This is a genomic window from Nocardia sp. NPDC019395, assembly GCF_040632335.1.
GTDB lineage: Bacteria > Actinomycetota > Actinomycetes > Mycobacteriales > Mycobacteriaceae > Nocardia.
In genome coordinates this window covers 1414065-1437844 of the sequence record NZ_JBEYBT010000001.1, presented here as the reverse complement: position 1 = coordinate 1437844, position 23780 = coordinate 1414065, and the positions used below count along the sequence as shown (strand labels likewise).

Annotated in this window: 22 protein-coding genes; 12 read left to right on the top strand and 10 right to left on the bottom strand. The window is 67.4% G+C overall.

Annotation, left to right across the window (positions count from 1 at the left end):
- Positions 1-13 precede the first annotated feature (13 nt).
- Both ABZ827_RS05935 and ABZ827_RS05930 read right to left on the bottom strand, forming a co-directional pair.
- Positions 14-1687: an FAD-dependent oxidoreductase gene (locus tag ABZ827_RS05935; RefSeq protein ID WP_357233244.1), complete on the bottom strand. Its 1674-nt coding sequence runs from the start codon at positions 1685-1687 to the stop codon at positions 14-16.
- Positions 1688-3046, bottom strand: coding sequence for a cytochrome P450 (locus ABZ827_RS05930; RefSeq protein WP_357233242.1), 1359 nt, complete (start codon positions 3044-3046; stop codon positions 1688-1690). It lies immediately after the preceding gene.
- A 214-nt stretch (positions 3047-3260) separates the two neighbouring features.
- On the opposite strand from ABZ827_RS05930, the gene ABZ827_RS05925 reads away from it, so the two are divergent.
- From ABZ827_RS05925 to ABZ827_RS05875, 11 genes are all read left to right on the top strand, one after another.
- Positions 3261-4154, top strand: a complete 894-nt coding sequence (locus ABZ827_RS05925) for an SDR family oxidoreductase (RefSeq protein WP_357233240.1) — start codon at positions 3261-3263, stop codon at positions 4152-4154.
- A gap of 4 nt (positions 4155-4158) precedes the next feature.
- Positions 4159-5214 carry a TIGR03857 family LLM class F420-dependent oxidoreductase gene (locus ABZ827_RS05920; RefSeq protein WP_357233238.1) on the top strand — a complete coding sequence of 352 codons (1056 nt, stop codon included), beginning with the start codon at positions 4159-4161 and terminating at the stop codon, positions 5212-5214.
- Positions 5211-6275 carry a phosphotransferase gene (locus ABZ827_RS05915; protein WP_357233236.1) on the top strand — a complete coding sequence of 355 codons (1065 nt, stop codon included), beginning with the start codon at positions 5211-5213 and terminating at the stop codon, positions 6273-6275. The genes ABZ827_RS05920 and ABZ827_RS05915 overlap by 4 nt, the downstream gene beginning before the upstream one ends.
- A 142-nt stretch (positions 6276-6417) precedes the next feature.
- Complete coding sequence (locus ABZ827_RS05910; RefSeq protein ID WP_357233234.1) at positions 6418-7593, top strand: LLM class flavin-dependent oxidoreductase; 1176 nt, start codon at positions 6418-6420, stop codon at positions 7591-7593.
- Positions 7590-8042, top strand: coding sequence for a MarR family transcriptional regulator (locus ABZ827_RS05905; protein WP_357233232.1), 453 nt, complete (start codon positions 7590-7592; stop codon positions 8040-8042). Before ABZ827_RS05910 ends, ABZ827_RS05905 begins: the two co-directional genes overlap by 4 nt.
- A complete protein-coding gene (locus ABZ827_RS05900) occupies positions 8039-8722 on the top strand; it encodes a CE1759 family FMN reductase (protein WP_357233230.1) in 684 nt (227 codons plus the stop codon). Before ABZ827_RS05905 ends, ABZ827_RS05900 begins: the two co-directional genes overlap by 4 nt.
- 22 nt (positions 8723-8744) lie before the next feature.
- Complete coding sequence (locus ABZ827_RS05895) at positions 8745-9470, top strand: trimeric intracellular cation channel family protein (protein WP_357233228.1); 726 nt, start codon at positions 8745-8747, stop codon at positions 9468-9470.
- 27 nt (positions 9471-9497) lie between these two features.
- Positions 9498-10751, top strand: a complete 1254-nt coding sequence (locus tag ABZ827_RS05890; protein WP_357233226.1) for an amidohydrolase — start codon at positions 9498-9500, stop codon at positions 10749-10751.
- Positions 10752-10811: 60 nt separating this feature from the next.
- The gene (locus tag ABZ827_RS05885; RefSeq protein ID WP_357233224.1) at positions 10812-11270 is read left to right on the top strand and encodes a helix-turn-helix transcriptional regulator; all 459 of its coding nucleotides are present in this window, start codon (positions 10812-10814) and stop codon (positions 11268-11270) included.
- The gene (locus ABZ827_RS05880; protein ID WP_357233223.1) at positions 11267-11677 is read left to right on the top strand and encodes a VOC family protein; all 411 of its coding nucleotides are present in this window, start codon (positions 11267-11269) and stop codon (positions 11675-11677) included. Before ABZ827_RS05885 ends, ABZ827_RS05880 begins: the two co-directional genes overlap by 4 nt.
- 156 nt (positions 11678-11833) lie before the next feature.
- Positions 11834-14230, top strand: coding sequence for an excinuclease ABC subunit UvrA (locus ABZ827_RS05875; protein WP_357233221.1), 2397 nt, complete (start codon positions 11834-11836; stop codon positions 14228-14230).
- 97 nt (positions 14231-14327) lie between these two features.
- Here the strand turns inward: ABZ827_RS05875 and ABZ827_RS05870 are convergent, their stop codons facing one another.
- Both ABZ827_RS05870 and ABZ827_RS05865 read right to left on the bottom strand, forming a co-directional pair.
- The gene (locus tag ABZ827_RS05870) at positions 14328-14660 is read right to left on the bottom strand and encodes a VOC family protein (RefSeq protein ID WP_357233219.1); all 333 of its coding nucleotides are present in this window, start codon (positions 14658-14660) and stop codon (positions 14328-14330) included.
- A 219-nt stretch (positions 14661-14879) separates the two neighbouring features.
- Positions 14880-16472: a serine hydrolase gene (locus tag ABZ827_RS05865; RefSeq protein ID WP_357233217.1), complete on the bottom strand. Its 1593-nt coding sequence runs from the start codon at positions 16470-16472 to the stop codon at positions 14880-14882.
- A gap of 251 nt (positions 16473-16723) precedes the next feature.
- Between ABZ827_RS05865 and entS the strand changes: the two genes are divergently transcribed.
- Positions 16724-18034 (top strand): enterobactin transporter EntS, encoded by a 1311-nt coding sequence (gene entS, locus ABZ827_RS05860; RefSeq protein WP_357233215.1) that lies wholly within the window; start codon positions 16724-16726, stop codon positions 18032-18034.
- Here the strand turns inward: entS and ABZ827_RS05855 are convergent.
- The 6 genes from ABZ827_RS05855 to ABZ827_RS05830 form a co-directional block, all read right to left on the bottom strand.
- Positions 18003-18980 (bottom strand): ABC transporter substrate-binding protein, encoded by a 978-nt coding sequence (locus ABZ827_RS05855; RefSeq protein ID WP_357233214.1) that lies wholly within the window; start codon positions 18978-18980, stop codon positions 18003-18005. The two genes, entS and ABZ827_RS05855, sit on opposite strands and share 32 nt — an antisense overlap.
- 24 nt (positions 18981-19004) lie before the next feature.
- Entirely contained in the window at positions 19005-19820 is an 816-nt protein-coding gene (locus ABZ827_RS05850) for an ABC transporter ATP-binding protein (protein ID WP_357234536.1), read from the bottom strand.
- Positions 19821-19831: 11 nt separating this feature from the next.
- Positions 19832-20926: an iron chelate uptake ABC transporter family permease subunit gene (locus ABZ827_RS05845; RefSeq protein WP_357233212.1), complete on the bottom strand. Its 1095-nt coding sequence runs from the start codon at positions 20924-20926 to the stop codon at positions 19832-19834.
- A complete protein-coding gene (locus ABZ827_RS05840) occupies positions 20920-21939 on the bottom strand; it encodes an iron chelate uptake ABC transporter family permease subunit (RefSeq protein ID WP_357233210.1) in 1020 nt (339 codons plus the stop codon). The genes ABZ827_RS05845 and ABZ827_RS05840 overlap by 7 nt, the downstream gene beginning before the upstream one ends.
- Positions 21940-22167: 228 nt before the next feature.
- Positions 22168-22785, bottom strand: a complete 618-nt coding sequence (locus ABZ827_RS05835; RefSeq protein WP_357233208.1) for a dihydrofolate reductase family protein — start codon at positions 22783-22785, stop codon at positions 22168-22170.
- 61 nt (positions 22786-22846) lie between these two features.
- Positions 22847-23437 (bottom strand): TetR family transcriptional regulator, encoded by a 591-nt coding sequence (locus ABZ827_RS05830; RefSeq protein WP_357233206.1) that lies wholly within the window; start codon positions 23435-23437, stop codon positions 22847-22849.
- Positions 23438-23780 lie beyond the last annotated feature (343 nt).

Sequence of the window (23780 nt, the reverse complement as noted above, 5' to 3'; positions counted from 1 at the left end):
CACAATGACCGATTCAGCCGCGGCGTGCGGTCGCCAGTAACTGTTCCACGGTGGCCAGTTTGACCCGTGGCCGTCCCGCCGCGGCACCCGCGGCTCGTTCGGCACGGTCCACCGCCTGCCAGGCGGTGCGATCCAGCATCTCGGGTTGCCGTTGCCGGACGAGTTCCGTCATGGCGGCCCGATCCCGGTCCGGGGCAGCCAGTGCGCCGGACCGGAAATCTGCCAGTATCGCGGCCACGGTTTCCGCGGCGTCGGCGCGGTTGGAGCCGATGACACCGCGTGGTCCGCGTTTGATCCATCCGGCCGCGTACACCCCGGGTACCGGTGTTCCGTCCGCGTTCACGACCCGGCCCGAGTCGGTGGGCAGCACCCCGCGCCGGTCGTCGAACGGCAGATCGTCGATCGCTTGCCCGCGGTAGCCGACCGCGCGTAAGACCAGGGAGGCGTCGAGTTCACCGGTTTCGGTGGTCGGCCGGGCGGTGGGAGAACCGGTGGGGCCGGTGAGTTCGTTGCGCACATAGCGCACGGACCGGACCCGGTCGTCGCCGGTGATCTCGGTGGGGGATACGCAGTACTGGAACCGGATCCGCTTGTGCCCCGCGTGCGGCGGGCGGGTCGCGTACTCACCGGCGGCGGCGATTTTCAGCCCGAGTTCGTAGGCGGATTCCGGGCTGTCCAGGAATTCCTGGGCGGCTTCGTCGAGTACGACATCCGCCGGGTCGATGACGATATCGACCCCGGTCAACCGCCCCAGCGCCCGGAATTCCGGTGCGCTGTAGGCGGCCTGGAGCAGGCCGCGCCTGCCCAGGATGACGACCTCGCGGATTTCGCTGCGCCGTAACGCCGCCAGCGCGTGATCGGCGATATCGGTGCGAGCCAGCTCCTCGTGGTCCATGGTGAGGATCCGCGCTATATCCAGGGCCACGTTTCCGTTGCCGACGATCACCGCCCGCTCTCCGGACAGGTCGAATTCCCGGTCCGCGTAGTCGGGGTTGCCGTTGTACCAGGCCACGAATTCGGTCGCGGAATGGCTGCCCGGCAGATCTTCGCCCGGGATCCCGAGGCGGCGGTCGGCGGGGGCGCCGACCGCGTAGATCACCGCGTGTGCGCTCTCCCGGAGTTCGGTGTGGGAGAGGTGGGTGCCGATCTCGGTGTTCAGATACATCTGCAGGGTGTCGCGTTTGAACGCGGCCGTGAACATATCGGTGACCCCGCGCGTCTGCGCGTGGTCCGGCGCCACTCCGTAGCGGGCCAGCCCCCATGGCGTGGGTAGCCGGTCGAACATCTCGACCTCCACCGAACCCGCGCCGAGTAGTTGTTCGGCGGCGTAGCAGGCGGCGGGCCCGGTGCCGACGATCGCGACCCGTAGTGTGCCGAGGTCCTTGGCGAGCCGCTGTACCGGCGGTGGGGGAGACATATCCGGTTCCAGCGGGTGTTTCGCGAAATAGCCGGCGTTGACGTCGAGGAATCCGTCCAGGTGCCCGGGCAGATCCTCTTCGGCGTAGATGGCGTCCACCGGGCAGGCCTCGTAGCAGGCGCCGCAGTCGATGCAGGTGTCCGGGTCGATGTAGAGCATTTCCGCGGTCGCGAATTGCGGGTCCTCGGGGCGTGGCCGGATGCAGTCCACCGGGCATTCGGCCACGCAGCTCGCATCGTTGCAGCAGCGCTGCGTGATGACGTACGCCATCTAGCTCTCCCGGCGCCTGCGGCGGTATCGCACCCGGCACGGCTGCTGCAGCTGCACCACCATCTTGGAGTGGTCGTTGCGGTAGGTCTCCGAGGGTTGCACCATCTCGAACTCCCAGTCCCGCAGCAGCACCGAGAAGATCGCCTTGAGCTGCATGAGCGCGAACGCGGCGCCCACGCAGCGGTGGCGGCCGGCGCCGAACGGGATCCAGGTCCAGCGGTTGACGAGATCCTCTTGATTGGGGTCGATATAGCGGCCGGGGTCGAAACTTTCCGGGTTCGGGAAGTCTTCCGGCAGCCGGTTCGAGATCGCGGGGGTGGCCGCGACATGGTCGCCCTCGGAGATACTGTGCCCGCACACCTCGAAATCGCCCTGCGCGACGCGCATCAGGATGATCAGCGGTGGATGCAGGCGCAGTGTTTCTTTCAGTACCGCTTCCAGTTGCGGGATCTGCCGCAGCGCGTGGAAGCTGACTTCTTGGCCGTCGGCGTAGAGCTCGTCGAGTTCTTTCACGACGCCCGACAGCACTTCCGGGTGGCGCAGCAGTTCGATGACCGACCAGGCGGCGGTGCCGGAGGTGGTGTGGTGGCCGGCGAACATCATCGAGATGAAGATGCCGGTGACTTCGCTGGCACTGAAATGTAGTTTGCCGTCCTCGCCCTTGACCGAGACGAGGACGTCGAGCAGATCGCGGTCTTCCTTGTCGGCGGGCGGGTTCGCGATCCGGACGTCCATGATGTCCTGGACGAGTTCGACCAGTTTCGCCCGGGATTCGTCGCGGATCCGGAAGCTTTCGATCGGCATGTACGGGTCGACGTAGGCGAGGGCGTCGGTACCGCGTTCCAGGTTGTGGTAGAGATGCGCGAACCGGCTGTCGAGTTCCTCGCGGAATTTCGTGCCGATCAGGCAGGCCGAGGACGTGTAGATGGTGAGTTCGGCGAAGAAGTCGAGCAGGTCGATTTCGCCTTCGTCGCCCCAGTTCGCCAGCATCCGGTCGACTTCGCGTTCGATTGTCGCGGCGTGGCCGCGCATCTGGTCGCCGCGCAACGCGGAGTTGTGCAGCATCTCCTTGCGGCGTTCCGGGCTGGCGTCGAAGACTACGCCTTCGCCGAAGATCGGTTTCATGAACGGGTAGGCGGCGGCCTGGTCGAGGTCTTCGTCCGCGGAGCGGAAGAAGAATTCGTTGGCTTCGGCTCCCGTGAGCAGGATGACATGGCGACCGGCGAGTTCGAACTGGCCAACATCGCCGCATTCCTCCCGGACCCGCCGCATCAGCGCGATCGGGTCGGTGCGGAACTCCTCCAGGTGGCCGTGTTCGTGCTCGCCTCCGGACACCCGCGGCGGTTTCACCGAAGTCATGTGGAAATCCTTCCCCAGATTACTGTCCAGGATCTATGGTAGACACCTGTCCAGACAGTACTACGGGGTGTTGACGAGAGGCAAGGCCGTACTCATTCGGTCAAATCAACGATCCGCTGACGCGGCACCGTCACAGTGCCATACTGCCTGGACACCTGTACGGAATAGTGTTCGGCCGCGGTTATTCGCCGGCCCCGGAAACGAGAGCAGGTCCATGAGCGGGCAGCAGACCCTATGGGGACGCGGAGCCGTCGTCGTCGGCGCCACCAGCGGTATCGGTCACGCCGTCGCCCACACCCTGGCCCGGCACGGCGCCGGAGTCGTCGTGAACGGCCGAAACGAAACCGCCGTCGAACGCACCGTCAATTCCGTGACTCTCGGCGGTCAGCGCGCGGTCGGCGTGGCGGGCAGCGCTGCCGACGAAGCGGTCGCCACCGAACTCGTCGACACCTGTATCCGCACCTTCGGCACCATCGACATCCTGGTCAACTGCGCCGGTATCGCCGAACCGGACGCATCCTCGATCCTGAATGTCACGACCCGCGACTGGCGTGCCCTGCTCGACTCCCACCTCACCACCACCTTCAACACCTGCCGTGCCGCCGCCCCGAAAATGGTCGCCCAGCGCCGCGGCAGCATCATCAACACCAGTTCGTTCGCCTACCTGGGGGACTACGGCGGCACCGGATACGCGGCCGGCAAAGGCGCGGTCAACAGCCTCACCCTCGCCATCGCCGCCGAACTCGCCGAGCACGATATCCGCGCCAATGTCGTCTGCCCCGGCGCCAAAACGCGGCTCTCCAGCGGTTTCGCCTACGAAGCCAAGATCATGGAGCTCTACCGCCGCGGGATGCTCGACGAAATGAGCAAGGACGCCGCCCTCGACGCCCCACCCGCCGAATACGTCGCCCAGCTGTACCTGTATCTCGCCGGCGCGGCAGCCGAGAAGATCACCGGGCAGATATTCGTCGCCGCGGGCGGTTTCGTCGGCCGCTATGACCGGCCCACTCCCAGCATCCTCGGTTTCCGCGACCACAACGACACTCCGCCGTGGTCCCAGGACGAACTGCACGCCATGATCAGTGGCAGCAACGCGCAGGCGCGGTAGTCCGATGAGCGAATTTCCCGAACTGGGCTGCTACGGCCTCGCCGGTCATGCCACCGACCCGCACATCCTGTTGGACGAGGCCCGTGCCGCCGAACGCCTCGGATTCGGCACCATGTTCCTGTCCGAACGCTTCAACACCAAGGAAGCGTTCACCCTCGCGGCCGCCGCGGGCGCTGTCACCACCGATCTGCGCATCTGTACCGCCGCCACCAACCACAACACCCGCCACCCGCTGGTCACCGCGGCGGGCGCGGTCACCCTGCACCGGCTCACCCAGGGCCGCTACAGCCTCGGCCTGGGTCGCGGATTCGACGCCCTTTTCGACGTGATCGGGCTCCCGCGCATCACCTCCGCGCAGCTCCGCGACGCCGTCGACCTCTACCGGCGGCTCTGGCGCGGCGAAACCGTCCTCGGTCACGACGGGCCCGCCGGTAAGTACCCACTGCTGCAACTCGACCCCACCTACGACGAGAAGATCCCGGTCACCCTCACCGCGATCGGCCCCAACACCCTGCGCCTGGCCGGTGAGATCGCCGATTCGGTCGTCCTGCACACCTTCTTCACCGACGACACCACCGCCCGCGCGGTGCAGGCCGTCCGCGCCGCCGCCGAAGCCGCCGGCCGTGACCCGAACAGCGTCCGGATCCACTCGGTCCTGGTCGTGGTGGACGATACCCAGGGCGAAACCGCGCGGCTTCGCAAACTCGTCGGCCGGCTCGGCACCTACCTGCAGGGTTACGGCGATATCCTGGTCCGGGTCAACGGCTGGGACCAGCGGGTACTCGACGATTTCCGCGCGCATCCGCTGGTCACCGGCGCCGGTGGCGCGCTCGACGCGGTCGCCGACCCGGAAACCCTCACCGCCGTCGAGGAGCTACTGCCCGCCGAATGGCTCGCCGCCTCGGCAACCGGCACCACCGCGCAGTGCGCGGCCAGGATCACCGACCAGTTCACCGCCGGCGTCGACGGCGTCATCCTGCACGGCAACACCCCCACCGAACTGGAACCGGTGGTCGCGGCATGGCGCCGGCACCGAACTCCCGACAGGAACTCCCAATGACCGCACCCGTCGAAATCGGCGACCTCACGCCCGAATGGCTCACCGCCGCTCTGGGCACCCCCGTCCGTGAAATAACCGCCGAACCCGTCGGAACCGGCCAAATCGGCTCGGTGTACCGGCTGCGGCTCACCGGAGACGGTGTACCGGACAGCCTGCTGGCGAAACTGCCGGCCGCCGATCCCGGCACTCGCGCCATGCTTGCCGGTGCCTACCGGCAGGAAGTCCGTTTCTACACCGAGATCGCCGGCACCGTCGCCGTCCGCACCCCCCGCTGCTACCACGCCGAAATCCACGGTGACGGCAGCGAATTCGTACTCCTGCTGGAGGATCTGGCCCCGGCCTGCCAGGGCGATCAGATCGCCGGATGCTCGGTCGCGGAGGCTCACCCGGCCGTCGCCAACCTCGCGGGACTGCACGCGCCTCGCTGGTGTGACGACGCTCTGCTGGATATCGAGGGGTTCAGTCGCAACGGACCCGAGGAAGCCGGGACGCTGGGTGAGCTCTACGGACCGACCACCGAGATCTTCCTCGACCGGCTCGGCGACCGGCTCGCCCCCGAAGACCGTGACACCGTCCGTGCCTGCGGTGACACCATCGCCGACTGGCTGATCGCGTGCCCGGAACGTTTCGGTCTCGTCCACGGCGACTACCGGCTCGACAATCTGCTGTTCGGTGCGGGCGAGCCGGCGCGGGTCACCGCCGTCGACTGGCAGACGGTCAACCTCGGGCTGCCCGCCCGCGACCTCGCCTACTTCGTCACCACCAGTCTCGACGCCGGTACCCGCCGAACCGAAGAGCGGAACCTCGTCGCCACCTATCATCGGCGGCTGGCCGACCTCGGGGTCGCCGGCTACTCGTTCGACGATTGCCTGCAGGACTACCGGTTCGCCACCCTGCAGGGACCGCTGGTCGCCGTCTTCGGCGCCGCCTACGGCACACCGACCGACCGGGGTGACGCCATGTTCGCCACCATGGTCCGGCGCAGCTGTGCCGCCATCCGTGACCTGGAATCCCTCACCGCGCGGCCGGCGCCGTCCCGTACCCGCCACCACGCACCCTGACCGGTGCGAACCCGAGGGTGCCCCTCCCTCCTCGTGCGGACAGGGTTGCGATGCCCGGGCCGGCGGGCATCGGAATAACCGGACCACCCCCTCGGTTCAACTAGATGCAAACGCATAGAACCGACGGTGGGAGCGATACACAATGCAGTTCGGAATCTTCTCGGTCAGCGATATCACCCGTGACCCCGTGTCCGGCGTGACACCCAGCGAAACCGAGCGCATCGACGCGATCGTGCAGATCGCGAAGAAAACAGAAGAGGTGGGACTCGATGTGTTCGCCATCGGCGAGCACCACAACCCGCCGTTCTTCTCCTCCTCGCCGACCACGCTGCTCGCGCATATCGCGGCCACCACCGAGCGACTGATCCTGACCACCGCGACCACCCTGATCACCACCAACGACCCGGTGAAGATCGCCGAGGACTACGCGATGCTGCAGCATCTGTCCCAGGGCCGGATGGACCTCATGCTCGGCCGCGGTAACACCGGACCCGTCTACCCGTGGTTCGGTAAGGACATCCGTGCGGGCCTGCCGCTCGCGTTGGAGAACTACAACCTGCTGCACCGGCTGTGGCGCGAAGATGTCGTCGACTGGGAAGGCAAGCACCGCACCCCACTGCAGAGCTTCACCGCGACCCCGCGGCCCCTCGACGGTGTGCCGCCGTTCGTCTGGCACGGCTCCATCCGCACCCCGGAGATCGCGGAACAGGCCGCCTACTACGGCAACGGTTTCTTCGCCAACCACATCTTCTGGCCCACCGCGCATTCGCTGCAGCTCATCGAGTTCTACCGGCAGCGGTTCGAGCATTACGGTCACGGCACCAAGAAACAGGCCATCGTCGGGCTCGGCGGGCAGGCCTATATCGCGAAGAAATCCCAGGACGCGTGGAACGAATTCCGGCCCTACTTCAACGAGGCACCGGTCTACGGTCACGGGCCGACACTGGAGGATTTCGCCGAGATGACACCTCTGTCGGTCGGCAGCCCGCAGGAGATCATCGACAAAACGCTCACCTTCCACGACACCTTCGGTGACTATCAGCGCCAACTGTGGCTGATGGATCACGCCGGACTGCCGTTGAAAACGGTGCTGAACCAGCTCGACCTGCTCGGCGAGGAAGTCGTCCCGGTCCTGCGCAAAGAACTGGACGCCCGCCGTGATCCGGAATCGGCGCCGGCTCCCACCCACCAGGCGCGGGTCACCGCGGCCTACGGCGATACCCCGCCCCGGCAGGCCCGCCCCAACGCCAACCAGGGTGACAACCTAGCCGGCGCCAGCCCGTACCTGGACGCCGCCCCGACCTCGGCCGGGAAATGACCAGAACCAGCAGCCGGCTGGCCAACGACGCCTGGGAATCGTTGCTGACAGCGCACGCCCTGCTGATGAAACAGTTCGCGGCCGAGGACGTCTGGCACGGGTTGACCATGCGGGAATACGACGTCCTCTACACGCTGTCGAAATGCCCCGAACCCATCCGCCCCGCGGAGCTGAACCGGCACGTCCTGCTCACCCAACCGGCGCTGTCCCGGATGGTGGACCGGCTGGTCGAACGCGGTTTCGTCCAGCGCACCCGGGACAGCCGGGACGGGCGCGGGGTCCGGCTCTCCCTCACCGACGAGGGCCGGACCCAGCAGCGCCGCATCGGCGGCCGCCACGCCGTCGGCGTCGCGCGGGCGCTGACGAGCGCGCTCAGCGACGAAGACCTGCGCAGCCTCGAAGAAATCTGCGGAAAACTCGCCGACACCACGAACAGGAAGCAACCATGAACACGAACGGACAGACGCACGAGCCCTACCGGCTGGTCGTGGTCAGCGGCGGAACCAGCAACCCGTCGTCGACCCGGATGCTCGCCGACCGCGTCTCCGCGCGGATCGGCACGGTGGCGGCCCGCCGCGGCGCGACCGTCACGGTCAGCGTGATCGACCTGCGGGAACTGGCGACCGAGATCACCACCGCCCTGGTCTCCCAGCTCATGGGCCCGAAAATGACCGCCGCTGTCGAGAAACTCGCGGCCGCGGACGGACTGGTCGTCGCGGCCCCCGTCTACAAGGCGGCACCGAGCGGACTGCTCACCTCGTTCTTCCACGTCCTGGACAACGACCTGCTGATCGCCAAACCGGTAATCCTCGCGGCCACCGCCGGCACCGCCCGGCACGCCCTGGTCGTCGACGAACAGATGCGCGGCCTGTTCGCCTACCTGCGGACCATGACCGTGCCGACCTCCCTGTTCGCCGCGGCCGAGGACTGGAGTGACAACGACCTGAACAAGCGGATCGACCGCGCCGCCCTGGAGCTGGTCCTGCTGATGGAAAGCGAATTCGCCCATAAGGTCAAGGACGAATCCTGGGACAGCTACCAGCACACCTTCGGTAGTGCCGGTGGCACCGAAACCACCGTCGACCTCGACACCGATCTGATGCGGCTCGCGGCCGGCGGGGGAAGATAACCGCGCGTGTTAGTTTGCTGCCGTGGCCGCACCCATCGACACCATCGACCAGGTCACGCGGTATCTGGACCTGGCAGGCGTGCTGGCGTGCGCCATGCTCGGCGGTGCGGTGTCGCGGACCGAGGGGCTCGACCTGTTCGGGTTCCTGGTCGTGGGCATCGTGTCCGGGCTCGGCGGCGGCATCATCCGCGACACCCTGCTGCAGCAGGGCCCACCGGTAGCCCTCACCGACTACGCCTACCTGCCCACCGCGGTCGCCGGCACCCTGATCGCCTTCGTCATCCATCTCAGCGAAAACTCCTGGGACCGCCTGTTCACCGCCCTCGATGCCGCCGTGATCGGTTTCTGGGCCGTCACCGGCGCGCAGAAAACACTCGCCGCTGGACTCGGCTGGCTGCCCGCCGTGCTGCTGGGCATCACGACCGCTGTCGGCGGCGGCGCCACCCGTGACGTCCTGCTGCGCCGCGTTCCGGCGGTTTTCGGCGGCAACGGCCTGTACGCGACCGTCGCCGCGGTGGTCGCGGGCACCATGGTCACCTGCACGTATCTCGGTGCGCCCGCCCTCGGAATCGTGCTGGGCATCTTCTGCTCACTGGTGTTGCGGCTGGCCGCGGTCCGGTTCGGCTGGGGACTACCCAACGGGCTGAACTGGCAGCCGCACACCCGTTTGGCCGCGGCCTTCCGCGGTACCCGGCCACCACGGCGCAGACGCCGCAGACGCGATCCCGGAACAGAAGAAGGCAGCTGACCCCGGCCCCAGCGGAAGGCAGCACCGATGAACCGCAACGTCTCCACCGTGCTCGCCGGCCTCGACGACGCCCGCGACGATATCGAGAACCTCTACCGCGACCTGCACGCACACCCCGAACTCGGCCTGCGGGAACATCGCACCGCCGACCGGGTCGCGACCGCGTTGCAAACCCGCGGATACCAGGTCACCACCGGAATCGGTGGCACCGGAGTGACCGGTGTGCTGGGCAACGGCCCGGGACCGACCGTGCTGCTGCGCGCCGATATGGACGCCCTCCCGGTGGAAGAAGCCACCGGCCTGCCGTACGCCTCCACCGTCACCGTCGACCGTGGCGGCACCCGGCAGCCCGTGATGCACGCTTGCGGTCACGATATCCATATCGCGTCCCTCGTCGGTTTCGCCGGGCTGATGGCGGATGCCACGCAGGCGTGGCACGGAACACTCGTCACCCTGTTCCAGCCGTCGGAGGAGAACGGTGACGGTGCCCGCGCGATGGTCGACGACGGACTCGCCGGCAAGATCCCGGCACCCGATGTGGCACTCGCCCAGCACGTTCTGCCGTACCCCGCGGGCTACGTCGGCACCCGCCCCGGCCCGTTCCTCGCCGCCGCAGACAGCCTGCGAGTCACCCTGTACGGTCGCGGCGCGCACGGCAGCCAGCCCCAGGCCGCCGTCGACCCCGTCGTCATGGCCGCGATGTGCGTGGTGAAGTTGCAGACCGTGGTTTCCCGGGAGATAGCGGCCACCACACCCGCCGTGGTCACCGTCGGCAGTATCCATGCCGGGACCGGACCGAACGTGATACCGGACCGCGCGGTCCTCGAAATCAATATCCGCACCTACGACACCGCCGTCCGCGACCACGTCTTGCACGCCGTCGAACGGATCCTGCGCGCCGAAGCCGCGAGCGCCGGCGCCGCACGCGACCCCGAAATCGAAACCATCACCACGTTCCCGCCCACCGTGAACGACACGGATACCACTCGGACGGTCGCCGCCGCCTTCGCCGAGACCTTCGGCGACAACGCGCACACCATCGACCTCCAGACCGCGAGCGAGGATATGAGCGAGATCCCGGCCGCGTTCGGTATCCCGTTCACCTACTGGGGTATCGGCGGAACCGATCCGGCCGCCTACGCCGCAGCCGAGCGGAACGGGACCATCGCCCGGGATATCCCGGTCAACCACAGTCCGTTCTTCGCACCCGTACCCCAGCCCACACTCGACACCGGCGTCACCGCTCTCACCGCCGCCGCCCTCGCCTGGCTCGGCACCTGAGAACGAGGCCCGGCCGCGCGGCACTGGGCAACACCCCCGCCATATGGCACGATTTCCCCCGTGACCAGCAAACCGTCCGCCGACCCGAAACTGCGCGATCTCGCGCTGCTGCGCCGGGTCCGGGACCGGATGGACCGCGAATACGCGCAACCCCTCGATGTCGAAGCGCTTGCCCGCGGGGTCAATATGTCGGCCGGTCACCTCAGCCGCCAGTTCCGGCTCGCCTACGGCGAATCACCGTACGGATACCTGATGACCCGGCGGATCGAGCGTGCGAAGGCACTGTTGCGGCGCGGCGATATGAGCGTCACCGAGGTCTGCTTCGCGGTCGGCTGCTCGTCGCTGGGCACCTTCAGCACCCGGTTCACCGAACTGGTCGGTGAACCGCCCAGCAGCTACCGGCAGCGCGCCGCGGGTGAGGTCGCCGGGATGCCGCCCTGCGTCGCCAAACAGGTGACAAGACCGATCAGGAATCGAGAAGCGCAGGTCACCGCGGCGCGGCTAGCGTCGTCGTCATGAACCTCACCATCAATGCCAGCTACCTCCCGCACGACGACCCGGACGCGGCACTGGCCTTCTACCGTGACCTCCTCGGATTCGAGGTGCGCAAAGATGTGGGCTACGAGGGGCTGCGCTGGCTGACCGTCGGCCCCGTCGGTCAGCCCGGCACCTCCATCGTGCTCACCCCGCCGGCCGTGGATCCGGGTATCACCGACGACGAGCGCCGCACCATCACCGAGATGATGGCCAAAGGCACCTACGCCTCGATCAACCTCGCCACGGCGGACCTCGACGGCACCTTCGACCGGCTGCAAGCGGGTGACGTCGAAATCGTCCAGGAACCCACCGACCAGCCGTACGGGATCCGCGACTGCGCCGTCCGCGATCCCGCCGGAAATATGATCCGCATCCAGCAGGCCGGCTGAGCGCGGCAGACAACCCGACCGCCGGTGTAGCGAAGCCGGCGCGATATTCGATAACGGACCGGGCGGACGACGAAAGCTGTCGGCGCCGCCCGGCCGGATCGGCCGGACGACGGCGACAGGGACCGCATCGCGGCCCGGATACCAGAGGGAGAGCAGATGAGCACGGCCACGAAATCCGGTACGCGACCGGCGGAACCGCACGTCGCCGACACCCACGACCTGATCCGCGTGTACGGCGCACGCGAGAACAACCTCAAAGACATCAGCGTCGAAATCCCGAAACGCAGGCTGACCGTGTTCACCGGGGTTTCCGGTTCGGGAAAGAGTTCGCTGGTCTTCAGCACCATCGCCGCGGAATCGCAGCGGCTGATCAACGAAACCTACAGCGCGTTCATCCAGGGATTCATGCCCAACCAGGCCCGCCCCGATGTCGACGTCCTCGACGGCCTGACGACCGCCATCATCGTCGACCAGGAACGGATGGGCTCCGACCCCCGCTCCACCGTCGGCACCGCCACCGACGCCAACGCCATGCTGCGGATCCTGTTCAGCCGGCTCGGCACCCCGCATATCGGCTCACCGCAGGCGTTCTCCTTCAACGTCGCCTCCATCAGCGGAGCGGGCGCGGTCACCGTCGAAAAGGGCGGGCAGACAGTGCGGGAACGACGCAGCTTCAGCATCACCGGCGGGATGTGCCCGCGCTGCGAAGGCCGCGGATCGGTCTCCGATTTCGATCTCACCGCGCTCTACGACGACAGCAAATCACTCAACGACGGCGCCCTCACCATCCCCGGATACAGCATGGAGGGCTGGTACGGCCGCATCTTCCGCGGCTGCGGTTTCTTCGACCCGGATAAACCGATCAAGAAATTCACGAAGAAACAGTTGAACGACCTGCTCTACAAAGAGCCCACCAGGATCAAGGTGGAAGGCGTCAACGTCACCTACGAAGGCCTGATCCCGAAGATCCAGAAATCCTTCCTGTCCAAGGACCGGGAGGCGATGCAACCGCATATCCGCGCCTTCGTCGACAAGGCGATCACCTTCGACGTCTGCCCCGATTGCGGCGGCACCCGGCTCAGTGCGGAAGCACGGTCGTCGAAGATCAAGGGAATCAGCATCGCCGACGCCTGCACCATGCAGATCAGCGATCTGGCCGACTGGGTACGCGACCTCGACGAACCGTCCGTCGCGCCGCTACTGACCGCGCTCGGCCAGACACTCGACTCGTTCGTCGAGATCGGCCTCGGATATCTGTCACTCGAACGCCCCGCGGGCACCCTGTCCGGTGGTGAGGCGCAACGGACGAAAATGATCCGGCACCTCGGGTCCTCGCTCACCGACGTCACCTACGTTTTCGACGAACCGACCATCGGGCTGCACCCGCACGACATCGCGCGAATGAACGAACTGCTGCTGCAACTGCGCGACAAGGGCAACACCGTCCTGGTCGTCGAACACAAACCCGAGGTCATCGCCGTCGCCGATCACATCATCGACCTCGGCCCCCGCGCGGGCACCGACGGTGGCCAGGTGATGTTCGAAGGAAGTGTCGACGGTCTGCGCGCCAGCGGCACCATCACCGGGCACCACCTCGACGACCGCGCCGCCCTGAAACCGTCGGTGCGCACACCCACCGGCGCCTTGCAGGTGCGCGGCGCCACCTCACACAACCTGCGCGATGTCGACGTCGATATCCCGCTCGGGGTGCTGGTGGTCCTCACCGGCGTCGCCGGCTCCGGCAAGAGCTCACTCATCGACAGTTCGGTGGCCCGCCGCGACGGGGTCGTCACCGTCGACCAGACCCCGATCAAGGGTTCCCGGCGCAGCAACCCGGCCACCTACACCGGCCTGCTCGACCCGATCCGCAAAGCCTTCGCCAAAGCCAACGGGGTCAAACCCGCCCTGTTCAGTTCCAACTCCGAAGGCGCCTGCCCGACCTGTAACGGTGCCGGTGTCATCTACACCGACCTGGGTGTCATGGCCACCGTCGAATCCCCCTGCGAGGAATGCGAGGGCCGGCGGTTCCAGGCACAGGTCCTGGAGTACACGTTCGGCGGCCGGAATATCGCCGAAGTGTTCGCCATGTCGGTCGCCGAAGCCGAGGAATTCTTCGGCGCCGGCGACGCCCGGATCCCGGCGGCCCATAAAATCCTCGACCGCCTCGTCGACGTCGGCCTGGGCTACATCAAACTCGGGCAGCCGCTCACCACCCTGTCCGGCGGTGAACGGCAACGGGTCAAGCTGGCGACTCAGATGGCCGATACCGGAGGTATCTACGTGCTCGACGAGCCGACCACCGGTCTGCATCTCGCCGACGTCGAAAAGCTGCTGGGCCTGCTGGACCGGCTCGTCGACTCCGGTAAATCCGTGATCGTCATCGAACACCATCAGGCGGTCATGGCGCACGCGGACTGGATCATCGACCTGGGACCCGGCGCCGGCCACGACGGCGGCACGATCGTCTTCGAAGGCACCCCCGCCGATCTGGTCGCCGCCCGATCCACCCTCACCGGCGAACACCTCGCCGAATACGTCGGTGGCGGAAAATAGTTCCGAAGCAACGACTTTCGGAACTGTCCGGAATCGATGACGGGCCGGTCACCGCGCGGCCGGGAATGTGCGACACCTCCCCGGCCGCGTGCCTGCGCTACTTACCCCGCAGACCGAACGTGTTCCCGTCGGCATCCCGCAACACGCACACGCTGACGCCCGGCGCGACCTCACGCGGCGCGCTGCTCTCGGTCGCACCGGCCGCCAGCAGCGTTGCGCGGACCGCCTCGATATCGTCGACATCGGTGTACGCCACCGGCCCCTCCGAGACATCGCCGTTCGGGTTCAGGCCGATCTCGAACCCGTCGGCGGAATAGCCGACGTAATACGGCTGGTCGGTATGCGGCGCCCCGAACAGCGCCGAATAGACCGATTTCGCGGCGACCAGATCGGACACCGGGATGACAACGCTGCGGATCGTGGGATTCATCAGTTCTTCCTCTCGCCGGCCCGGCCGGACCGGTCGACGACCCATGACCGGAAACCACCGAGCAGAAGGTGACGTGATGGACGAAAACCCGAGCTACTCGAACGGCAGCGTACCCACCCGCCGGTATCGTTCCCGAGTTTCGGGAACACACTGTGCCGAAATCGGGACACAGCGGTAACCGCGGATCCCGCAGCCCGGGGGAGAGGCCTGCCGCGCGGGTCAACGGACGAACGTACCCAGACCGTCGCTGTCGTAGAACTCCAGCCACAACCGGTCACCGTCGAACCGGGCCTGTGACACCGTCCCGGGATCCGCGCTCTCCCCGGACGGCGTGAAAACGAACGTATCGCCGTCCCAGTGCCGCAGCGGCATGCTCACCTTTCCCGGCCCCATCGTCAACATCAACCGGTCACCGTCCACCGTGACCGTCGCCGGACCGAAGTAGTCGTTCCCGTATTCGCCCGCGTAACTGTCCAACGGGCGCCCCGGAGCCGGTGCCGGTGGTGGTGTCTTGCCGACCAGCTCCCCGGTAGGCGCCTCCACCTGCGCGAACGCATCCCGGTACAGATTCCCCCAGTCCTCCCGGACCTCACCGAACTGGACCAGGTCGGCGAACTCGGCGTTCAACGTCTCCGGCACCCCGATCGGCGCCGCATTCGTCAACGTCACAATCCCCACATCCGCCGAAGGGATCATCGTCAACGCTGTCGCCGCACCCGCGTTGAACGCACCCGAATGACCGAGCACCACCCGTCCCGCCGCCGACGTGCCCACATTGAACCCGAACCCGTACGCCCCCGCCCGCGCGTCCGGCGCCCCGGGCGGTGACGACACCGCCTGCGGTGACACCGCCGGCAGCAACGCCTCCGGCGCCACCACCTGCCGACCCTCGAACGATCCGTCACCGAGCACCATCGTCATCCACCGCGCCATATCCGCCACCGAGGAACTCACCCCACCCGCCGGCGATTGCGCATCCGGCTGCCGGCCCGGCTCGGCCCGGCGGTACGCGTCGTCCACCCGCACATGCCCCACAGCCCGATCCTTCGCCGCCACGTAATCGGCGTACCGGGAACTGGTCGCCGCCATTCCCAGCGGCTCGTAGATATTGCGCTTCGACAGATCCGCCCAATCCAGCCGAGCCGACGCCGCGACCGACACCGCGGCCGCGGTCAACCCGAAATTCGTGTAATCGTAGGACGCCCGGAAAGGCGACAAAGGCAGCAACCGCAACCGCTCCAGCACCTGCGCCCGGTCGTACCCCAGATCCTCCAGCCGGTCCCCGGCATGATCGGGCAACCCCGAACGATGGGCATACAGATCACCGACGGTCACATTGTCGCTGACATAGGGATTCTGCAAGGCGAACGCGGGATCGTACTGCCGCACCGGACTGTCCCACCGCACCGGCCCCTCGGCGACCTGCCGCGCCACCACCGTCGCCCCCACCGGTTTCGACAACGACGCCAACTGGAACACCGTGTCCGGACCCACCTGCTGCTCGGTACCCACCTCCCGCACCCCGAAGCCCTGCTCGTACACGACCTTCCCCTCGTATACGACCGCCACAGCCATACCGGGGATACCCGTCGACTGCATCAACTCGCGGGCACGCTGCTCGACCCGGCCCAGAATATGCTCGACCCGGCCATCCGGAATGGCAACCCCCGCCGCCCGGTCGGGCTGCGGAACCTCGCTGCTCGTCCCCACCGTCGCCCCGGACGGCACCGGCGCCTCGATCTCACCGCACCCCGCGACCAGCCCGGCCGCCGTAACCACCGCACCGAGAGCCACCAACCGCCGTCCGCGCATAGCCCGCCTCCGAGAGGTCGTCGCCGATACGAGCCCGATCGCCCGAGCCTATCTCCCACCGGGCGTTCGGTAGCGCACCATGTGAACCTGCGGGTCGATCCAGCGACACGAGAACAGCCCACCATTGCCCACAACCCGGGCCCGCCACGTTCCGGCCTCCACCACATCGATCCCGCCCGCCCGGTGCCCGGTACCCTCTACCAGCCGTCGCCGCCGCGCACCGGCCGCACGAACAGGGAGAGGAGCCGCCCATGCCAGGAGGCAACCGCCGACGCATCCTGACAGGGGCATCGACGCGCAAGATCGCGGTCGACCTGGCGCCGCTGCGAACCAGCCGCGATTTCCGGACCCTGTTCGCGGCCCGCACCATCTCGGTATTCGGCATCGGATTCCTGGTGGTCGCGCTACCGATCCAGGTGTATCAGCTCACCGATTCCACCACCATGGTCGCGACCGTCGCCACCGTCATCGGGATCTCCGCCTTCGCCGGCACCCTCATCGGCGGCCCCGCCGCCGACCACTACGACCGCCGCGCCGTGATCGTGTCCTCCCGAGCCGCCGCGACCCTCGGATTCGCACTACTCGGGGTGAACGCGATGCTCCCCGAACCGCGGCTGTGGATCATTCTGCTCTGCGCCGTCATCGACGGACTGACCGGAGGAATCTCCGAAACCGCGCTCGTCGCCGCCATGCCCGGCCTCGTCCCGCACGACAAACTGGCCGCGGGAGCCGCGCTGATGGCACTCACCGCCGACCTCGGCCAGATGGCGGCGCCCGCGCTCGCCGGACTACTCATCGCATGGCTCGACGTCGCGGCCAACTACTGGCTTGCCGCCGCCGCCGGCCTCGTGACCACCGTGCTCATCGCCCGGCTCAGCCGGATGACCGCCGAGCGCGGCCACAACGAATCGCCGCTACGGGCCGCACTGTCCGGCTTCCGCTTCGTCGCCGGGCACCGGATCGTCGGCGCGACCCTGCTCGTCGGCTGCGTCACCATGCTGCTCTCCGGATGGAACGTACTCATCCCCGAATACGTGACCGAGGTACTGCACGGCGGAGAAACCACCGCGGGACTACTGTTCGCCGCACCCGCGGTCGGGGCGGTAATCGGCTCGCTCACCTCCGGCTGGACCGGATCGATCCGCCGCGGCGGCCAAGTGATCTTCGCGGCCACCCTGATCTCGGCCGCCGGAATCGCCGGGGCCGGCCTCGCCGGCGCGACCGTCGCGGTCTTCACCGGCCTCGCCGCCCACGGCGCGGGCCGCGTGGTCAGCGATATCGCACGATTCGCGGTAGTCCAGGCCCACACCCCCGACGCTTTCCGCGGCCGCGTCTCCGGCCTGTGGACCGCGCAACTCACCATCGCCCTGTCGATGGGCGCGGTCGTCGCGGGCCTGGTGTCGAACGCGGTCCCGACCCGGGCGGTCTTCCTGATCTACGGCGCCGGGGGATGCCTGCTCACCGTCGCCCTGTGGTGCCTGCTCACCACCCTGCGCACCCTCGACAACCGCGAAACCGCACCGCGGACACTCACTCCACCGCGGCCGCCAACTGCGGAGTGATGCGATCCAGCGCGAAACCCAACGACTTCGGAGTTCCCGCCGACAACGCCAGAACCGCCGGATCGTTCTCCGGCAACCGCACCGCGTGACCGTCACGCACCACCGCCAGCGAATTGATCAAGGGGTCGTTCTCGAGATCGGCGAACGGTAACCCGATCGTCGTGAAAACACCGGCCTGCGAATCGAGATCACCAACCCGCTCCACCGGGACCTGCGCGAAAAACCCCGAACTCTGCAACCGCGTCACCGGCGGATTCTGCACAAAACCCAGATCGGCGAAGAAATCGAACCGGGCATCACCCGCCAGATACGCACCGTAGGCAGTGCCGAACTTCGCGGCGTAGACGAACCGCTTGCCCGCGAACTCCGGATGCTCACGGGCGACAGTCTGCTGCGCGGTCGTCGTCTCCGCGACAATCCTGTCCGCGTCCGCGCCTTTCCCGAGAGCCGCGCCGATGATCTGCGCCTGAGTCCGCCAATCGACCGCGAAATCGCCGGTCCCCTCCGGCGCCGTCACCACCGGTGCGATCTCACGCAAACGATCGGTCACCGCGCTGTCCGCCTTCGCCCGCACATTGAGGATCAGATCCGGATCGAGCTCCTCGATCTGCTGCATATTGAACTCACCGGCGCTCTGCGCGGACAACAACTCCGGCGAGGTGTCCCCGAACCCCGCCACATCCCATTCACCGACCCCCTTGGTGTCCTCCCCGAAACCCATCCAGTCATAGATCGCCACGGGCCGCACACCCAGCTCGACCGCGACCCCACCGTCCGACCAGCCGAGCGCCACCACCCGCGGCTGATCCGGCAGCGAGAACCCCGGCGTGCCGGCCGGATCGTCGAACACCTCATAGGTCGTGTCATCGGACTGCACACAGGCGGTCGACGCCAGCACCGCGCTCGCCAGCACCGCCACGATCCCGCGGAAACGCCACTTCGACATGGTTCTCCTCCTCGGTTGTACCGTTCACGCGCTGTCGGCCCGGACCGCCCCCTCGGCAAGCGGGACAACCAGCGGAGTCCCCGTCTGCGGATCATCGATCACCTGCGCATACACGCCGAACACCCGGTCCACCAACTCGGCGGTGATGATCTCGCGCGGGGGACCGGCCGCAATGATCTCGCCGCCACGCATAGCGATGATGTGCGAGGCATAACGGGCAGCCTGATTGAGATCGTGCAGCACCGCCACCAGCGTCGTACCCCGCCGGTTGAGATCACCGCACAATTCGAGCACCTCGATCTGATGCCCCAGATCCAGAAAGGTCGTCGGCTCGTCCAGCAGCAAGATCGGCGTCTCCTGGGCCAGCGCCATCGCGATCCACACCCGCTGCCGCTGACCCCCGGACAACGCCTCCACCGGTCGCGTCGACAACTCGGTCAGCCGCGTGACCTGCAGAGCGAAATCGACAGCACGCTGATCCGCGTCCGTCCACTGACGAAACATCCGCTGATACGGGAAACGACCACGCGACACCAGATCGATGATCGTGATCCCCTCCGGCGCGATCGACTGCTGCGGCAGCAACCCCACCTCCCGCGCGAACTCCTTACCCCCGTAATCCGCCACATCCCGCCCATCCAGCAGCACCGTGCCGCGCCGCGGCCGCAACAGACGCGACAGCGTCCGCAGCAACGTCGACTTACCACACGCGTTCGGACCGACGATCACCGTGAACGAACCATCCGGCACCACGACATCGAGACCGCTGATCACAGTCCGCTCGCCGTAACCGACCCGCAGACCGGTAGCGGTGAGCCGCCCCGCGGCGTCGCTCGGCATGGCGTTGCTGGTCACAGGCGAGCCTTTCGAGACTGAGCGAGCAGCAGGAACAACAAATACACCCCACCCAGCGAAGTGGTCACCACACCGACCGGAAGCTGTGTCTGTGGCGCCAGGATCGTCCGCGCCACCACCTCGGCGGAAACCAGCAGCGTGGCGCCCACCGCCGCCGACACAACCAGCGGGATCCCAGCGCTCGGCGTGATCCGCGCCGCCACCTGCGGCGCCACGAGCGCCACGAACGCGATCGGACCCGCGATCGCGGTCGTCGCCGCCGCGAACCCGACCCCGATCACCAGCAGAACCACCTGCGTGCGCTCGGTATCGACCCCCTTACTCGCCGCCGAATCGGTACCCAGCTCGAACATCCGCATCCGCGGCGCCACCACCATCAGCGCCGGAACCAGCACGGCCAGCGTCACGAAAACCGGCACCGTATCCGCCATCGACAAATCGCGCAGATTACCCATACCCCACGCGGCCGCCGCCCCCGCGTTCTGCACATCCGCCGTAGCGACCAGATAACCGTTGAACGACAACAACATCGCCTGCACACCGATACCTACGATGATGAACCGATAATTACCCGTCCCGCCGCGCATCCCCAGGAAATACACAGCCAGCGCGGTCACCAGGCAACCCAGCAACGCACCCACCGTCGCACCACCCGAACCGAGCCCCAGCACCAGCATCGCGACCAGCGCGCCGGTATTCGCGCCCGTCGTGAAACCGATGATGTCCGGGCTGCCCAGCGGATTACGGGTGATCGTCTGGAAGATCGCACCCGACAACGCCAGTGAGGCGCCGCCCAGCACCGCCGTCACGACCACCGGCAGCCAGTTCGCCACATGATCGGCAGGCCGGCCACCCACCTGACCGGCGAGCACCCGGACCACCTCGACGAACCCCAGCCCAGGAGTATCGGTGGTGCTCGCACCCAGCGACAGAACGCCCACCACCGCCGTGACCAGCACCAGGCCGACCGTGACCGCCGCCGCGACAATATCGACCCGCACACTCAGCCCCAGCCGCGGCGCCCGCACGAACCGCACCCGACCGGGCCAGCGCGCGGGCGTGACCGAATCGGTTACCGCCGGCGTCACCATTGCGAACCCCTCTCACCACGGGCCAGCCAGATCAGCACCGGCGCACCGAGAAACGCGGTGACCATCCCCACCGGCAGTTCACTCGCGGTGGCGACCCGCGCGACGAGATCCGATCCGACCAGCACAATCGGCCCGACCACCAAGCACAACGGAATCATCCAGCGATGATCCGGCCCCACCGCCATACGCACCGCGTGCGGCACCATCAAACCGACGAAACTGATCGGCCCGACAGCCGCCGTCGCCGCGCCGCACAACACAGTGACCACGACGAAACCCACAGCACGCACCGCGGACACCGGCACGCCCAGCGCGTTCGCGCGGTCGTCACCGAGCGCCAGCGCATTGAGATAACCCGACAGCGCCAGCGCACCCACCAGGCCGAGCAGTATCAACAACCAGGTCGCCGACAACTGCGGCCAACCGCGCCCGTCGAGCGTTCCCACCATCAGCCCGCGGATAGCGTCGAACGTGCGCGGATGAATCATGGTCAAGCCGAATGCGAGTCCGCTGAGCGTCGAAGCGATCGCGACACCGGTGAGCACGAGCTTCGCCGGACTCGCCCCACCGACCCCGCGGGAACCGACGAAATACACCAGCACCGACGCGGCGAACGCACCACCCAGCGCCCACCACAGGTAGTCCGTGCCCCCTGCCCCGGCCACCACCGAGCCCAGCACCATGGCGAAGTACGCCCCGGAGTTCACACCGAGGATCCCGGGATCGGCCAGCGGATTTCGCGTCAGCCCCTGCATCACCGCGCCCGCCACCCCCAACGCCGCGCCGACCAGCGCGGCCAGCAATGTGCGCGGAATTCGCTGTTCCCGGATAACGCCGAGGGTGGTCGCGTCGCCTTCGTTGAACAATGCGCGCCAGGCATCGTTCACCGAGAAATCGCCACTGCCGACAAAGAGGCCACCGGCCAGCAAAACTACGAGCAACGCGGCCAGTGACAGCAGCACAACGGTCCGCGACAGCGCCGTCGGCGACACGGTCACGGTGGCTGAGGGCACAGCGTTCCATCCTCGTTTCGCAATGCTGCGGTTGGTGGCCGGCAGGTAGCTACCGCCGCCCGCGGTTAGTTTAGCCTCGGTTTACCTGCAGGTGGCGGCGCCGCGCGGGGCCCGGAGGCCGGCCGCATCGAACAACGTCGTCGTCTCGTCGACGCCTGAATCGACCGCCGTCGATACCGACCCGGACCGCACGTCGTCGGCCGCGTCGGTGCTCCGATCGTTCCGCGCCTACTTACCGGTGGACTGCGCTGTGGCAGGGTCTCGGTCGTAGGTGAGGAAGGCCGCTCCGCTGTCGAGGACGGTGTGGTCGACGAGTCCCCAGGTGTTGGGTGCGAAGCCCGCGGCCCGTCCGAAGAGCGGTATACCGGTACCGATGGTGAGCGGGCTGAGTTTCACGATCACGCGGTCGATCTCGCCGTACAGTGCCCCGGCCAGTTCCCCGCCGCCGACGAGCCAGATGTCTTTGCCGCCGTGGCGTTTCAACTCTCGCACCCTCGCTACCGGGTCACCGGCGACGAGTTCGACGCCGGGGTCCGGGCTTTCGGTCAGTGTCCGGGAGAAAACCAGGTGCGTGAGGTGAGGGTAGGCGTCGGTCACACCGGCCGCGAGGCCCACCTCATAGCTCTTGCGGCCTTCGACGACCGTATCGAAGTGGGTGCCTTCGGCAGTCACACCGAGCGCGGCTCGGGCCGGTCCCGGCAGGGTCTCGGGATACTGCTCGATGAGGTGCCGCAGGTAGTCCTCGGACGGGGTCCAGAAGCCACCTGGGCCGGTGGGGTCGGAGCCGTCGGGACCGGCGATGAAGCCGTCGAGGGTGGAGGCGATGTAGTACACGAGCTTGCGCAAAGTTGGTCCTTCGTTGACGGGTCGGCAGGTCGTCGCGGCCGGGGCAGGGAGCCACCGGGTGTTATGTCGTAGCTGTGAAAAATGGCGTGACGATGCGCTCCACTGCCTGCGTGACCAATTCGTCTCGCTCGGCGTCGGTGAGAACATCGGGAAGCGTGAGCTGCTCGACGATCAGCCAGTTCATGGCCAGGTACATCAGCAGGACCGCGACCGCCCCTCCGGGCAGGCCCGCGGCCTCGTGCCGGGTGACGTTCTCGTCGATATCGGCGCGGACCCGCTCGGTGAGCAGCGTACGCAGCTCCGGCCTCCTGGTGGCCTCCAGTCGAAGCTCCAGCAGCGCAAGGTGCCCGGATCGGAAGTCGGCCACCCTGTCGACGCTTTCGCGCAGCATCGCGCGGTACGACGCGGGGTCCTGTGCTCGGTCGAACATCTCGCTGAGCGCGTCCTCCTCGGGTCTCAGCCGCTCGTAGATACGCACGCCTGCCTGGACGAGGAGGTCGTTGCGATTGCGGAAGTAGTTGGAGGTGGTGCCGATGGGCACTCCTGCCTCTTTGTCGACACCACGCTGAGTCAGACCGCGCGCCCCCTCCCGGGCGAGAACTTCGATAGCGCCGTCGAGTAGCGCGGCCCGCCGGGCCGGATTCTGACGCATCGTCTCACACTCCATCCTTTGCGCTGACGTCCGTAAGCAAACCACACCAATTGAAGTACGTCAATTGAAGTGGTTTGGCGCGAACTCCGAGTCCAGAGGTCCCGCCCTCGGTATCCGCACATGTCGGCGTGTGGGCCGTTATCCGGGGTGGCGTCTGATGTGAACTGCGGCGGCTCCGCCGTGGGCCTGAGTGAAGCGGCATCGGTGGGTCGCTCGACCTCCGAGCCTCTTCGGTCCTGACGCCAGCGGCAATGTCGACCAGTAGCTACCGAGGCCCCGCTGTTCTGCGCCATCACTACCGAAACCCTGAGGAGTGTCGGAAAGGCGGATATTCATGGTCGGG